Genomic DNA, 13,321 nt, shown 5'->3' with positions numbered 1-13,321 from the left:
GTGAGCCGCCACATCCGCTTGTCGGCTGGCCGGGTCGACGTAGAGCGCGACGTGGACTCCGGCGACGGTGATCGTCGGCCGTTCGTCCTCGTTCGTCATCGGCTCGAAGGTGGCTTTACGGTTGGCCGTATCGGCGATGGTGGGCAGATCGGTGTTGTCGGTGCTGTTCATGATGATCTCCTCGGAAGGCGGGCGGCCGTCATCGCCGGCCCGCGCGGACGCGGGTCGGTGTGGCGTGGGTGCGGGTGGGTAGTCCGGCCGCGTGGCCGGGGAACTGCGGTGCCTGGTGCTAGCGGGCGGCGTCTGGGCCGCGCTGCGCCGTGGTGATGTCGCGGTGGTCCGTGCTGCGGTAGCTGGTGTCGCGGTCGGTCGTGGGCGTCCAGCCCAGTGCGGCCAGCAGCGGCCGGACACCGGCCCACCAGCCACCAGGAAACCGCCGGAAGACCCATTCCTCTGCGGTGTAACGGTCTAAGTCGGCATTGGGCCGCGGGATCACGATCGAGGTGGGACTCAAGCTGAACAGTTCGATCGTGATCACGAGAGCGCGGAAGGTGCCACCCGACGCGGTGCCGACCGTGGTGGCGCTGGGTGCTGCGTTTATCAGCGTGGCGTGGTACCGGGTGGCGTCACCGGGGCCCACCAAGCCCAGCGCGGGCGTTCCGCGGGGACGTTGATCTCGGCGATGAGTTGCCGGGCATCGTGAATGTCGTTGGTAGTCATGGCGGTTCGAGCTCCTTCGGATGTGTGTCAGCCCATGCAGCGCGATGCCCTCCCCGTGGCGAGTTGGTGCTGAGGAGGGCATCTCGCTGAGTTGCGTAGCTGGTTGCCGGAGTGGCCAGGAGTGGCGGTGTCTCCGGATGGCATGCTCGACAGCGTTGGTGATCGTGTCGCCATTGGTCTGCGCGTTCGCGTGCTGGTAGAGTGGCCAGGACCAGACGCAGTCGCGGCCGTCGCAGTAGATGCGGACGTGCCCGTCGTCGTTTTCCTGGAGTACCAAGGGAAGTCGGTGCCGCTCGGACTCCGGCCACCGGGGCGCGCTGCCCGGCAGGGTAAGGCGTGAGCCGTCTTGAAATCCCACGTCGACCCCGCGCTCGGCGAGGTGCTGCACGACGTGGCTGACCAGGTCTTGCGCGTTGACCTTGCCGACGGCCGAGCCGGGCCGAGCGGGATTTTCGAGGTAGTTGTGCACCAGGTCTTCCAGCGTTTCGACCAGAAACATCGGATGAGTCCTTTCGCGAGAACGGGTTGCCTGACGGGAGCGATTAGCCCCAGTTGCGGTGTTCGCGGTTCCACTTGGCTTCGACCTTCGGCGCCAGTTCGGCGCGCAGGTCGTCCACGGTCCGGCCGTGTTTGGCGGCCAGCGCGGCCAGGATGAGCTGCGCATCCTCGCGGTACTCGGCGATGGTGTCTCGGTGGTGGGCGATGCTTGCCCTGGTCAGATACCGGGCGTAGGCCAAGGCGTCCGCGTAGGAGCGCCGCGCGGTGAACTCGGTGTCGATCTGCCCATACCCCTTGGTGCGCAAGGGCGTTCCGTCGGGTGCGGTGATCGCTTTGGCGGCTTTGGCCTTCGCCCGTTCGGCCTTCTCCGCTTCCCGCGCGAGTTGCTCGGGGGTCTTGATCCGGCTGGGCCGGTTGCGGACGTCGACCGGCGCGCTCGGGTAGCACTCGGTGCACGCGGCCTTGCCAGCCTGCTCGACGATCTCGGTCTCGTCGTGCCCGGAGAGCTGGGTGAGCCAGGCGAACCGGGTGGACGGGAAGCAGGTGCGGCACGCCATGGTGCGGTGCACGTGGCGACCGCTGTTGTCGACCAGCCAGGCGCGGGTCCAGCCGCCCCGACGCTCGAACTCCGCATCGAGGGGCCGCGCGGCGGCCTCGCACCCGGCGATCGTCTGGCGGGCCTGCTCGATCCGGGGCCGCAACTCAGTCGCGTACTCGGCCATGCCGTCGTTCACCAGACGCTGGACGCGGGCGGTGAGCCCGTTGAGGGTGTCGGTGGCCTTGGCATGCTCGATACCGAGCCGGGCGAGCTCTTCGTCGATCTCGGACGGGGTTGCGGTCGTGGGGTCGTCGATAGGCATGGTGTTCACCTCGGAACGGGTTCGGGCCAGGCCGTGTCGGCCAGGCGCGGGCGTGGGAAGGCGTCGCCGGTACGCCAGGCACGGACGGCAGGCGCGAGTTCACTGGTGACGGCGCGGTCGAGGTCGCGGATGTCGATCGCGGGCCGGCCGTTGCGGCGGGCGTCGGCCCACAGGTCGAGGACCTTGGTGAGGCTGTCGGCCAGCAGCGCGGTCAGCGCGGTGGGCGGGTAGTCCTCGGCGACCGCGGCCAGCAGCCCGGCCATCTCGGTCAACGGCATGCCGGGGGTGGTGTAGTGGTCGAGCTGGCGGACCGGCAGCGTGACCACGTGCTCGGGTCCGGGCTCGGCGCCGGCCAGGGTGACCGTGCCGAGCTGGACATCGGCGCCGAGTTGGAAGACGTAGACCCAGAAGCCCATGCGGGTGGTCGCGCGGGTGAGCGACTGGCGCGGCAAGTGGCGCTCCCGCGCCACGTCGAGCGCCTTGGCGCGGTTCGCGGGCACCGTGAGCACGTCGTCCAGGCGCGCCCGTGACAGATCGAGGCGGTCGTAGAACTTCACGAACACGAGGGACTCCTTTCCTTGTGGTGGCGCGGTTTCACGCGCCGGTCTGGGCGAGCGCGCGGGGTGACAGGGCGGTGGTGGTCCAGCCGTAGAGGTCGAAGACCTGGCGGGCGTGGGTGCGGCAGTAGAGGTCGAAGGCGCCGCCCTGGCCGGCGTGGGTGGCGCGGCGGTGGCAGTAGCGCGGGGGCCGGCCGTTGCCGAACTCGGTTTGCCAGGTGCACACGCGCAGCCGGTGGACGCGGATGACGAGGCCACGGCCGCCGTTGACGCCGGTCCAGCGGCCTCCGTCGACGTCGGTGGCGTGCCACACGTAGCGGGTCCACCGTCCGCCGAATGGGGTGTAGGTGCGCCGGCCGACCTGGTGGGCGTCGGCGGGGTCGATCGTGGCCAGGTGCCCGCCGGGCCAGGTGGTCAGCGCGTCGCCAGCCGAGGACACGTAGGCGACGAACGTGTTCGCGCGGGTCATCGCGTGGCGTTCGCGTTCGTTCGAGCACGGGTAGCAGCTCGTGGCGCCGGTGGTCGGGTCGATCGCACGGCCGGTGCCGATCCCGCTGGGGTCCGGGGTGGGCGGGTGGCCGCAGTCGAGAACGTCCGCCACGGGGGCGATGGTGGAGGAGGTGGTCATGGCGGTATCGGTCCCTTCGGGCCGGAGGTGAGCGGAATCGGCAAGGCACAGTCCGGCCGTTCGGCCACAGGAGGGGGTGGACCGAACGGCCGGAGGTGATCAAGGAAGGTGTCCGAACGTGGCCAGCAATCGGGCGAACTCGGCCACCCGGTCGTGCGGGACGCGGACGGTGAACACCGAGTCGGACGCGCCAGGCCGCACGCAGACGCGTCCGTGGACGCCTGCGTCGACCGTGCCAAAGTGGAAGTCGGTGTCCTGGTCTTGGCGCTGCACGCCCAGGCGTGCCGCGACGGTCGCCGCGAGTTGCTCACGGGCGGCGGCGATGCCGTCGCTGGCGTGCTTCTCGTCCCAGGCCGCGTGCAGCGCGGCCTCATAGTTCGGCAGCAGCCGGCGCCGGATCTCGTGGGCAATCACGTCGGGCGGTTTGCGCTGGTCCACGGTGATCTTGTGGTCCTGCTCGTGGTCCTGCGGGACGTGGTTGCGCAGGAAGCCGAGGTGACCGGCGATGATCAATCGGCCCTGGTCGGTCTTGCGGCCGGTGGTGGTGCCGTCGAACAGGTCGAGGACCTGATCGTTCGGTCCGGCGAGATGGGCTTCCGAGCCGTCGGCGGCCTTGCCGGTGTAGGCGCGCCACCCCGTGCCGAGGTGCTCGGCGACGGTGTGTGCGAGGTCGAGGGTGGTCATGGGGTTCTCCCGTGGTTGCTGGTTGACGGCCAGCCCGAGTCGAGCTGGCCGACCTAGTGGTGAGGTGTGGCGGTAACCGGCGCACGACGAGGCGCCGGCCGACCGTCGACGGGGACGGCCGACCGGCGGGAAAGGAGAGACGGAGGTCAGCGGCAGTGGCCGGTGATCTGGACCAGGTGGGCCATGTCGACCACGGGCCCGGCCCAGTAGCGGACGTGGGCCGGTTTGTTGCCGATGCCCCAGACGTAGAGCCGGAAATCGGGGTCGCTCGGGCAGGCCCACACGGAGCGCTTACCGGGCCCATCGGGCGCGGGGGCGCCGTGTTCGTCGCACCGATCATCGACAACCAGGCCCCCACCCCAGGACGACCGCAGGTGCGCGAACACCCGGACGTACGAGGCATCGAACGGCACCGTGTGCGCCTGCTGCCGGGCCGCGACCCACTTCATCAGCGCCTCCGCGGACAACGGCCGGCGGGAGGTGATCACGGCGCGCACGGCGTCGACGTCGGTGAGCCGGCCGTGGTCGCTGATGTCCGCGTAGGCCAGTGCACACGGTCCGGTGAACCACAACGTGATCCACTGCGGGCCGCGATGCCAGCCGCGCGCATAGCCGCGCCGGTCGCCCAGCTCGGTGATCGGGATCGGCGGCAACACGCCGTCCAGGCCCCGGTCAGGTCGGGGCGTCCACCCGTGTGCGCGGAGGTCATCGTCCACGGACGGGTAGATCATGTCCGTGGTCCGGGCGCCGGAGTAGCCGCGCGCCGCGCGGCTCAAGGTCTCCGCCAAACCGTCCATGCGGCCGGTGACGTTGCGCAAGCCCTGCACCGGCATCGGGCGCGAGCTCAGCGCATCGTCGTGCAGGTCGGCAACCTGGCAGCGGAGTTCCTCCGCGAGCCTGGCCAGGCCGGTGAGGCTGCCGGCCTGCACACGGTTCACCGTCTCCAGAGAATCGGCCCGTGCGCGCTCCCGGTCGAGCTCCGCGCGCAGCGCGTCCAGAGTGGTCGAATGGTCGTTGGTCATCGTGGTGCTCGCTTTCGTCGGTCGAATTGCGTGAATGTGCGGAGGTGCTGGGAAAAGGGAGTCACTGTTCGGCGAGCACGCGGTCGAGCTGATCAAGGAAGTAGTCGACGTCCGTGTTCGGGCGCATCGCGTCGCCCGACGGCATCCAGTCGGAGTCGTCGACGTAACCGGTGCCGGCGACCTGGTCGAAGGTGTCGACGTAGTCGGTGTGGTCGCACTCGCAGCAATCCGGCGCGGTCACCGGGTACAACTGACTTCCGACATTCAGGCAGGCGGTGGCCAGAGCGCGTTCCCGGAACGTGGCCGCGGTGTAGGTGGCGACCGCCGTAACCACACGGGCGGCCGGAAATCGGGCGAACAACTCAGCCAGCACGTCGTAGTGGGCGTGCCAACACGCGGAAATCGTGCGGCGCCTGCCGTTCGGACCGGTGCCCTTACCGAACGCGGACGCGCTTCCCTTCGCGCCGGAACCCGCTGTGTCGGTGGCGCGAAGGGTGAACGTGGCGCGGGGGCCTGCGCGGTTGCTGCGATCCTCGCCCGTGCGCACGGTGATGTTTCCGTCGTAGAGCGCGCTGGACACGTCGCGTACGACGCTGTGAATATCGGTGAGGGACACGCCGTACACGAACATGGTTGAACTCCTTTACTGATTCGGGAAACGGAGGTGATGACGTACGCGCGGATGAGTCGAACAATCCGCAACGGAAAGCCGAGCCGTTGCAACCGTTGCGCGCGGGTGAGAGCTGCGCGGCGCCCGTATGAACGGGCGCCGAGACACGCGGCTGACTATCAGTGAAATTTCCGGGGATGCGCTGGACGATTGCGCTAGATCCAGGAATCGACTCGGCGGACCGTGGCGCCGCACTTCTTGGCGACGTACTCCGCAGCGTCCGCCAGGCCCGAAAATCGGTACCGGTAGGCGGACAGCGGCACCGGACCAGCCGCGCCGTCGGTGGACTCGATACGCCAACGTCCGCGCGGTGCGCGCTCGCAGGCGACAAACGCACACCCGTCACGAGTGAACGCGACCGCGCTATCGGCGTCCTGTTCGCCGTACGTGTCGTCTGTCATGACGTAGCCGTTTTGGGCGTACTGAAAGTGAAGCTCTACGACGTTGTCCGTGTCGGTGGACATGTGATCTCCCTTGACGTTGGCCGATCGGGTCGGTTACGTGCGCGGGTTTCAGGCCCAGCGCGGTTGAAATTCGTCGCGCAGTCCGTCAAAGGTCCACGCGCCGAAGATGCGGAACTGTCCGCAACGCACGCGGACGTGTGCGCGCGGGACACAGCCACTCGGGGCGAATGTGGTGTGTTCGCCACGGCGGTAGGCGCCGCGCGTGGCGGTCACCAATACGGCGATTTCGCCGCGCGGGGTGTACCCGGTCACCTTGGCCGGTACGAGTCCGGAGAAACTGTCCAGAAAGATAAGGTCACCGACCCGAATAACAGTTGTCGGAATCGAACGGTTCTGCGTGTCAGTCATCGTGAGACCTCACTTAGGCAGCCGACTGGTAACCCGTACCGGGGCACGTGGCCAGATCAGGCAGGTAGACGGTCCGGAATTCGTTCCACGCGCGTTCGGAATTCGCGCGGGCATGGTTGCGTCCCCTGTCCAGCCGGTTGGGGCCGCGCCGTTGCTCGGCTTCCTGATTGAGCCGTTGACGGACCAACCAGGTCACGGCCTGCACCTGGTGCGCCGAGACCCGTTCTCCCCCGCGTGCGGAGATCAGCTCCGCGGCACGGCGGTACAGGCTCACCACGTGGTCGTACTGCCGACGGGAAACCGATCCGTCCTTACGGCGGAACCCGTTGACCGGCGCCGAGTCGTACTCCTCGGAGGTGAGCGCGCGACCGTGCGCCACCGACAGCGCGTGCCGATCGATCACCACGCGCGGGTCATCCGGATCTTGATCTCCGCCGAACTCGATCAGGTGGGCAAAGTCGCGGATTTTCGGACCGTTGAGGATGTCCTCATACCGCTCACCGACGAGCAGCCGATCCGCAGCGCGTTTCTGGCCGGTCGTGGCGAACATTCCGGAACCGGGCCCGCCGATTCCCCTACCCTCGCGCAATACGCGAGCGGCATTAAGGACGTTGCCGATCCATCCCTGTTGTGGTGAGTAAATCGCGAGCATTCCGGCGCCGAGATGGGCGTCACCGTTCGCGATGGCGGTTGCCACGTGGTGCGCGTCGGCATACCAGCGCATTCCTTGCGCGATTTCGTCGGGTGTGGCCTGTTCCCAGTGCCACACGATGTTTTCGTGACTCACAGGGTGCGCCCGGAACCATGGGTGATCGCTGGGGGCAGGCATGACAATTCAGTCCTCTTAGGTGTGATTCACGGTCACCGGCGAGTCGTCCCACAAGCGGGACCATCCCGATTGCGCGGGACGCGCGCCGGCCGTTCGTACGTACTTGTCCAGGGCGAGCAATTCGCGTCGCACTTCTCCGACGTCCAATTGCCACAGCTCGCGGGAGATCTCGTCCCGTACGCGGTCAAGGTCAATCGCACCCGATGACGCGAAGGAATACAGAGCGGACGACATACCGTCGTGCCAATCGGACGCAATCCGTCGCGCTTGCCCGTCGCTGATCATGACAATGACTGCACTCATCGGTTTTCACTCCTTGATTCACGCCGCGACCGTGACCGGAATGGATTCCATGGCGGAAAAATCGAAAACGGCGAGCTGTGCGGTTTCCCGCGCGAGGGTCATTGCGTCGGACAGGTCCGCGGTCACGACGGAAACGTCCAGGTAGACGCGACCGGTCGCAGGGTCGCGCTACCCACCGAGAACGCGACCGGGTAGCGAAAGAGCGTCTTTTGCTTGCGCGATGTACTCGTGAAGATCGTTACTGGTCACGGAACCGTCGAAAACGCGTTCGTGTTCCGGATGTACGGCAACCGCATAGCCCGTGCTGATGTCGGAACCGTCGCTCGGGTTGACGGAAAATCCGCCATCCGGAACGGACAGAGCGTCCGCCATGGCGCTAATCCGGGCGGACCAATCGATCAGAGTCGTAGTCATGGCGGTACTCCATTTCGTGTGCGAAAGTGGTTGACTGGCAGCGATTCAGGCCAGTTGTGAACTGGCACCGAAACGCGCAACCCTCGCCGTTGTGAGATCTCCGCAAAGGGGACAGATCCTGTATCCGGGCAATACGGCACTACTCACGGGTGAGGGTTGCGCGTTTCGATGGCACATTCCCTGAATCTCTAAAACACTGTTGGGATAAGCCGTTATGTCTAGCGCGCAACGCAAGGAACCATGCCCGTAAGGGTTTGGCGTGCTATGGGCAGGCGAGAGTGACGCTCTCAAGCCAGAGAAACCCAATGTCGGCAACCGCCTAAAACAACCTCGAACGCCTACACGTTGCGACGTTTTTCGGTGCTGGACCACCATTGACTTATCTTGGGGACACACCTGTGGCAGGCATGCCATTTATGCGCGCTTCTCCGCTTTATAGCAAGAACTTTACGTCGCGAAGCTGCAAGCGCAGTTACTACGCATTCCAGACTAGAAATGCGCGTTTGGCTACGCGTCGTTCTTCACGCTGCTCTGCACGGTTTCGCTGCTGTCCGCACGGCCCAAGCCGTTGCCCGCGCTTTACGGGACTACTGTCATCTCGACACCCGGAAGGAGGTACTGACCGAATCGGAGAGCTCGCAGGGACGCCGTGCCCTGGTCCTCACCCTCTCGGTTCGATCCGTTTACTTCCTGGTGTGGAGTCGACATGTAGAAGTACACACCTTGGGTCCACACTTTGCAAGCCCAAGAGGCCCCGTCGTTACCGTTCCGTGACCTTGCGGTGCAAAACGGCTGGTCAGAGTTGCGCAGCGTCAGCCGGGCCTCTCGGTCTCCACTGCCCAAACCGGGGCATAGAAGAGCCACAGCAGCCGGCACGGCGGAGCCCAGCGGAGCGGACAGCAGCCGGCACGGCGGAGCCCAGCGGAGCGGACAGCAGCCGGCACGGCGGAGCCCAGCGGAGCGGACAGCTCATCTCTTGCTTTTCTGGGTTTATGAATGGCGAAGTGCCGAGAAATGGTGAATCGCGAGCATGTTTAATCCAGCTTTCGGCTCATGCGATTCACCCCGAGAGAACTCAAACAAAGTTTGAGTATTGACACGCCGTCGAAATTGTGATTGTCAAGCGCAAGTGGCAATCCGATGCAAATTGATACAGCGTCGAATTCGAGTCAAGTTGATCAGCGGCGACTGCACAGCAGGAGGCTGCCACCGTAACGAACAGAGCAGCGAGATGCGGGCAATGCATGACGATCAGACAGCGGGAAGTGGGGTACGGATGGATGGTGACCAGCGCAACCAGGGGGACCACGGGGTCACGAGTAACGGCAGGTGACCACCCACCCAAGTCGACTGTTCATGTGCCTGCCGGCCACCGAGTCGGGCGTTACATCGGTAGCCCCTGCGGGGCCGGTGACCAGGCAGTTCGCGGACTCGGAGGGCTACCGCTCTAGTAGGCAGTTGAATCGGACCGTCGTCCGGTAGGTGACCAGGACACTACGAGGTGATCACTGATCGTACTGTTGATCTACTAGTTGGTCACTCGGTGTGGTGACGCCGGTTCGTCCTAAGTAGAAATACGCTGCACCGGGTACCCCGTTTGACGTAGCGTTGACAACCTTGACACTGATCAACCGAGGTGGCCGATGACGGAGACGATTATACGCCCTCTGGCCAGAAAGGAGGCGATTCTCACTTTGAATTTCAGGGCTCGCCTGTGCCGCGGGGGCGGAGTGTAGGCGAGCCGTCACGAACGATTATGGGGGCGTACATGGTAACGGGGGACGCTAGGTACCTAGCGCGGTCGCGGGATCTCCGTCACGTGCTGAACGGGGAATGGATCACGCACATTCTGGTGGCGTTGAATGCTGGGCCGCTGCATTACAACGAGCTTCATGCCGCCATCCAGGAGATGACCACGTTCGATCCGTGGACCGGGTTGGTCCGCAAGATTCAGAGCCGGGCATTGGGCCGGACCTTGCGAAGGATGGAGACCGCCGGCCTGGTGGACCGGGTCGAGGAACGGACGTTTCCGCGGTCGGTGGTGTACTCGCTGACGCCCGCGGGCGCGGATTTGCTGGTCCGGGCGCGGCCTCTGATCGACTGGGCGGAAGAGAACCTCGATCTGATCGAGCGCCTGCAGAAGGCGCCGGACGACGGCGATCAGCCGCAGGACGACGAGGATCAGCCTGACTGAGCTACCGCTGCACTGGCGGACGCGGTTCAGCTGGCCGCGGCGTTGTCGGTGGAGACCGGCCGCCGAGTGCTGCCGCGGCGTTGGAGGAAGTCGGCGAGGTTGAGCGTGTCGGGGCTGGGATGTTGGCCGATCTCGTCGAGCGTGGTGGTCAGCAGCGCGAGGGTGCGGGGGATGGCGGCGTACTGGTCGAGGCGGGCTTGGGTGCGGATGATGTCGCGGTAGACGCCCTCGTTGTAGCGGTCGAGCTTCCGGGTGCGTTCCAGGAGCGTGAGCATGGTTTCTGGGGCGCTGTCGCCGTGCGCGCGGATCAGGGCGCCGAGCGCGTCCAGGACGTCGCGTCGGGTGGCCTCGCGGACCGGTTCGATCCAGGGCACGAGCAGGTCCTCGGCGAGGTCGCCCTGGTAGAGCTCGACGGCGTCGTGCAGCTGGGCCTGGGCCGCGGCGTCGGGTGGGCGGGGCGCCTGCAGGGCGTGCTGGAGCTGCCAGTAGTCGACGACGGCGAGTTCGTCGTTGAGCTGGTAGCGGCCGTCGTCGTTGACGACGAGGTTGTTGATCCTGCCGTCGGTGGCGTCGGTGAGCGCGCGGCGCAACATGGACAGGGTGTTGTGGAACGAGTTGTACGGCCGCGGTGGCCGGCTGTCGGGCCAGACGGCCTCGTTGAGGACTTCGCGGCGGACGCCGTGGGGGTGCAGCGCGAGGTAGACGAGCAGTTCCCGTTGCTTCGGTGTCAGCGCGCCACTGAGCTCGCGTTCTCCCTCGTCGCCGCGCAGGGCCAGGTGCAGGCGTCCCAGCACACGCACAACCAGCGGGGTTTGCGGTGCTGCCACGTCACCGTTGTCCGGTTTCCGGGGTTCCTCGGCGGCCGGTGCCTGCTCGGCGGCCGGCTTGACGTCCTCGGCGGCCGTGCGGCGCTCGTCGGTGTCGTCCGGGGTGGCTGCGGCCGGGGCCTTCGGCGGGACGTCCACGGGGATGGGGTGGACGTCCAGCAGTTGCAGGCTCGGGGCCGGTGGGGTCTGCTGGTTGTCTTCCTGTTCCGGCGGGCGGGTGGATTCGAGCTGGGTCATCTCGTCGACCGAGCGCTGCTCGGGGACGGGCGGCGTGGGTGCAACGTCGTGATCGTCTGCGGGCGGTGCGAGTTCGTCGCCGGTGAAGCCGCTGGTTGCGTGGTCGGGTGTGGCCAGGTCGGCGGGGCCTTCAGCATCGCGGAGCACGGCAAGCAGTTCGGTGGCATCGGTGGAGGGCAGGCTGAACAGGCGTGTGTCGGCGAGGGCGTCGCCGAGGCCAGGGCTGGTCGCGCTGACGGTGCCGTCGTGGCGGACGCGCACGGTCGCGCCGGGGCGCCATTGGCCGAGGAGCACGCCGGCCAGGCCGAGAGTCGAGCCGTTGTCGAGGACGGCTTGCAGGCGGCGTTCCGCGTGGGGCGTGGGGCTGGCGAGCAGCACGAGCGAGGCCGGAGTGAGTCGGGTTTCGGTCTGCTCGATGGCGTGGCGGGTCCGGGTGAGCAGGGCCGCTTCCATCTCGTCGAGGGCAGCGTCGAGCGTGGCGACGACGTGGACGGTGGACGGCAGGTTCTCGACGTCGGTGCCGTCGAAGACGAGGTGCAGGTCGTCGGCGGGGACGAGCACGCGGATGCCGTCGCCGGGCTGCTGTTCGGTGAGCAGGTGCAGCAGCAGCGCGCGGGCAGCGGCGGTGGCGCCAGGTCCGGCGAGACCGAGGCCGCGGGTGCTGGCCAGGTTCAGGGCGAGTTCGCGACCGCCCCGCACGCCGACCTTCGCCGGTACGGGGACTGGTTTGTCGTCGGGTTCCAGGTCCCCGGCGGCGGTGATGTGGATCCGCGGTGGGGCCGGCGCGAGGTCGACGAACTCCACGTCGTCTACGGGCCTGCGGTCGCCGTCGTCCTGGTCGTAGGCGGCCCGCAGGGCGCGGACCACGGGCGCGATCGGGCGCTGCAGGTCGGCGCGGTCGCCGCTGCCGATGCGGTAGCGGCGTCGGCGCCACATCCGGACCGACACCATGGCCGTCGTGATCGCTCCGGCCAGGCCAAGGCTGACGAACACGCCGGTCAGCAGGTCCAGCCCCGGTTCGGCCTGGTCGTCGTGGTGCTGGCCGGCCTCGTCCGCCGTGGCCGGCGCCGGGGTCGTGTTCGGCGCGGGCTGTGTTGACGGAGGCGTGGTCGGTGCAGTGCTCGTCGGAGGAGGTGGCGGCTGCGGCGGCGGCACCTGCGGCTGCTGCTCGCCGGGAGGATGTTGTTCGGGCGGGGCCGGGATGTAGGCGGTGATCTTCCAGCCGGGGCGCACGAGGTTGGGTTGGGTCAGCGCGCGGCCGTCGGGCTGCTCCACGCCGCGGTTGAGCTGGAACAACTCAGGCCACCGGGTTCCGCCGCCGGGACCGTAGATGCGTTCGGCGACCCGCCACAGGCTGTCGTAGATCCCGTCCTCGGGGAGCCGGACCTCCTCGGTGACCTGGACCATGCCCGGCGGGGCCGGCGCTGCCCGATCGACCACCAACGTGGCGGCCGGGACGACGGCCGCCTGCGGAGCCGCGGCCTGCGCGGTCGGGCCTGGGGTCAGCGGTGCGACGACGGCGACCGGCGTGAGATCGGCGGCCAAGACTGCGGTGGCCGGGGTGGGAGCCGTGTACGGGGTCCGGTTGCCGAGCAGGGTCAGCACGATGGTGCCGATCAGAGCCGCGGCGAGCCCGTGCAGCGGGCCAGGCGGGCGGACCTGCGGCCAGGTGATCCCGCGCGCCGCGTCGACGGTGCAGCGCAGGACGTCGAGCGCGAAGAAGAACCAGACGATCCAGCACAGCACCGCCAGGGTGTTGAGCAGGAACTGCGCGCTCATCGGGTTGAGCAGCGTCGCCTGGATCTCGTCCCACGTCGGCACGTCGTCAGGCAGGGGCCACCCCACGAAGTGCACGAGGGCCCAGGGCAGGCCCGCCACGAGCGCGAGCAGGACGACGAGGGCGAGCAGACCGCGCACGAACCGGAGCACCGCGGCCAGTGCCCACCACGCGGGGCGGCCTGTCCTCGGCCGTATCGGCTTTCGGTGAGGGGAGTGCGAGTGTGCGGTCATGGCGTGCTCGATTCCTTGGACGTACAGGTTTACGGCTCCGCGGTCGCCAGCGGAGC

Annotated in this window: 14 protein-coding genes; 1 reads left to right on the top strand and 13 read right to left on the bottom strand. The window is 67.5% G+C overall.

All coding sequences use genetic code 11. The annotated features are described in order from the left end of the window. Positions 1-289: 289 nt before the first annotated feature. From H5411_RS33830 to H5411_RS33775, 12 genes are all read right to left on the bottom strand, one after another. Positions 290-1,219, bottom strand: a complete 930-nt coding sequence (locus H5411_RS33830; protein ID WP_146240086.1) for a hypothetical protein — start codon at positions 1,217-1,219, stop codon at positions 290-292. Between the two features lie 43 nt (positions 1,220-1,262). Beyond that, positions 1,263-2,078 (bottom strand): hypothetical protein, encoded by an 816-nt coding sequence (locus H5411_RS33825; protein WP_110341358.1) that lies wholly within the window; start codon positions 2,076-2,078, stop codon positions 1,263-1,265. Positions 2,079-2,083: 5 nt separating this feature from the next. Further along, on the bottom strand, positions 2,084-2,641 hold the full coding sequence (locus H5411_RS33820; protein WP_110341357.1) for a hypothetical protein: 558 nt from the start codon (positions 2,639-2,641) through the stop codon (positions 2,084-2,086). A gap of 31 nt (positions 2,642-2,672) precedes the next feature. Further along, on the bottom strand, positions 2,673-3,263 hold the full coding sequence (locus tag H5411_RS33815) for a hypothetical protein (RefSeq protein WP_110341356.1): 591 nt from the start codon (positions 3,261-3,263) through the stop codon (positions 2,673-2,675). 99 nt (positions 3,264-3,362) lie between these two features. Next, complete coding sequence (locus H5411_RS33810) at positions 3,363-3,947, bottom strand: hypothetical protein (protein ID WP_110341355.1); 585 nt, start codon at positions 3,945-3,947, stop codon at positions 3,363-3,365. Between the two features lie 146 nt (positions 3,948-4,093). Continuing rightward, the gene (locus H5411_RS33805) at positions 4,094-4,969 is read right to left on the bottom strand and encodes a hypothetical protein (protein ID WP_110341354.1); all 876 of its coding nucleotides are present in this window, start codon (positions 4,967-4,969) and stop codon (positions 4,094-4,096) included. A gap of 61 nt (positions 4,970-5,030) precedes the next feature. Then, positions 5,031-5,600 carry a hypothetical protein gene (locus H5411_RS33800; RefSeq protein WP_110341352.1) on the bottom strand — a complete coding sequence of 190 codons (570 nt, stop codon included), beginning with the start codon at positions 5,598-5,600 and terminating at the stop codon, positions 5,031-5,033. Between the two features lie 194 nt (positions 5,601-5,794). Next, a complete protein-coding gene (locus H5411_RS33795; protein WP_110341350.1) occupies positions 5,795-6,103 on the bottom strand; it encodes a hypothetical protein in 309 nt (102 codons plus the stop codon). Positions 6,104-6,151: 48 nt separating this feature from the next. Next, on the bottom strand, positions 6,152-6,451 hold the full coding sequence (locus H5411_RS33790; RefSeq protein WP_146240085.1) for a hypothetical protein: 300 nt from the start codon (positions 6,449-6,451) through the stop codon (positions 6,152-6,154). 13 nt (positions 6,452-6,464) lie between these two features. Continuing rightward, complete coding sequence (locus H5411_RS33785) at positions 6,465-7,280, bottom strand: DUF7178 family protein (RefSeq protein WP_146770628.1); 816 nt, start codon at positions 7,278-7,280, stop codon at positions 6,465-6,467. A gap of 15 nt (positions 7,281-7,295) precedes the next feature. Next, positions 7,296-7,583, bottom strand: a complete 288-nt coding sequence (locus H5411_RS33780; protein ID WP_110341346.1) for a hypothetical protein — start codon at positions 7,581-7,583, stop codon at positions 7,296-7,298. Between the two features lie 168 nt (positions 7,584-7,751). Beyond that, complete coding sequence (locus tag H5411_RS33775; protein ID WP_146240083.1) at positions 7,752-7,997, bottom strand: hypothetical protein; 246 nt, start codon at positions 7,995-7,997, stop codon at positions 7,752-7,754. A 1,819-nt stretch (positions 7,998-9,816) separates the two neighbouring features. Here H5411_RS33775 and H5411_RS33770 point away from each other — a divergent pair. After that, positions 9,817-10,191, top strand: coding sequence for a winged helix-turn-helix transcriptional regulator (locus tag H5411_RS33770; RefSeq protein ID WP_158559785.1), 375 nt, complete (start codon positions 9,817-9,819; stop codon positions 10,189-10,191). A 26-nt stretch (positions 10,192-10,217) separates the two neighbouring features. Here H5411_RS33770 and H5411_RS33765 read toward each other — a convergent pair whose 3' ends face one another. Then, entirely contained in the window at positions 10,218-13,265 is a 3,048-nt protein-coding gene (locus H5411_RS33765) for a BTAD domain-containing putative transcriptional regulator (protein ID WP_146240082.1), read from the bottom strand. Positions 13,266-13,321: the final 56 nt, after the last annotated feature.

It is taken from the genome of Amycolatopsis echigonensis, from assembly GCF_014174495.1.
Classification (GTDB): domain Bacteria; phylum Actinomycetota; class Actinomycetes; order Mycobacteriales; family Pseudonocardiaceae; genus Amycolatopsis; species Amycolatopsis echigonensis.
The sequence above is the reverse complement of the archived record's forward strand: the minus strand, read 5'-3'. Positions and strand labels throughout refer to the sequence as shown.

Bases quoted from the DNA above. Each gene is read 5' to 3' on its own strand.
- H5411_RS33830 (WP_146240086.1), bottom strand. From the start codon at position 1,219: ATGTTTCTGGTCGAAACGCTGGAAGACCTGGTGCACAACTACCTCGAA.
- H5411_RS33825 (WP_110341358.1), bottom strand. From the start codon at position 2,078: ATGCCTATCGACGACCCCACGACCGCAACCCCGTCCGAGATCGACGAA.
- H5411_RS33815 (WP_110341356.1), bottom strand. From the start codon at position 3,263: ATGACCACCTCCTCCACCATCGCCCCCGTGGCGGACGTTCTCGACTGC.
- H5411_RS33810 (WP_110341355.1), bottom strand. From the start codon at position 3,947: ATGACCACCCTCGACCTCGCACACACCGTCGCCGAGCACCTCGGCACG.
- H5411_RS33805 (WP_110341354.1), bottom strand. From the start codon at position 4,969: ATGACCAACGACCATTCGACCACTCTGGACGCGCTGCGCGCGGAGCTC.
- H5411_RS33800 (WP_110341352.1), bottom strand. From the start codon at position 5,600: ATGTTCGTGTACGGCGTGTCCCTCACCGATATTCACAGCGTCGTACGC.
- H5411_RS33795 (WP_110341350.1), bottom strand. From the start codon at position 6,103: ATGTCCACCGACACGGACAACGTCGTAGAGCTTCACTTTCAGTACGCC.
- H5411_RS33790 (WP_146240085.1), bottom strand. From the start codon at position 6,451: ATGACTGACACGCAGAACCGTTCGATTCCGACAACTGTTATTCGGGTC.
- H5411_RS33785 (WP_146770628.1), bottom strand. From the start codon at position 7,280: ATGCCTGCCCCCAGCGATCACCCATGGTTCCGGGCGCACCCTGTGAGT.
- H5411_RS33780 (WP_110341346.1), bottom strand. From the start codon at position 7,583: ATGAGTGCAGTCATTGTCATGATCAGCGACGGGCAAGCGCGACGGATT.
- H5411_RS33775 (WP_146240083.1), bottom strand. From the start codon at position 7,997: ATGACTACGACTCTGATCGATTGGTCCGCCCGGATTAGCGCCATGGCG.
- H5411_RS33765 (WP_146240082.1), bottom strand. From the start codon at position 13,265: ATGACCGCACACTCGCACTCCCCTCACCGAAAGCCGATACGGCCGAGG.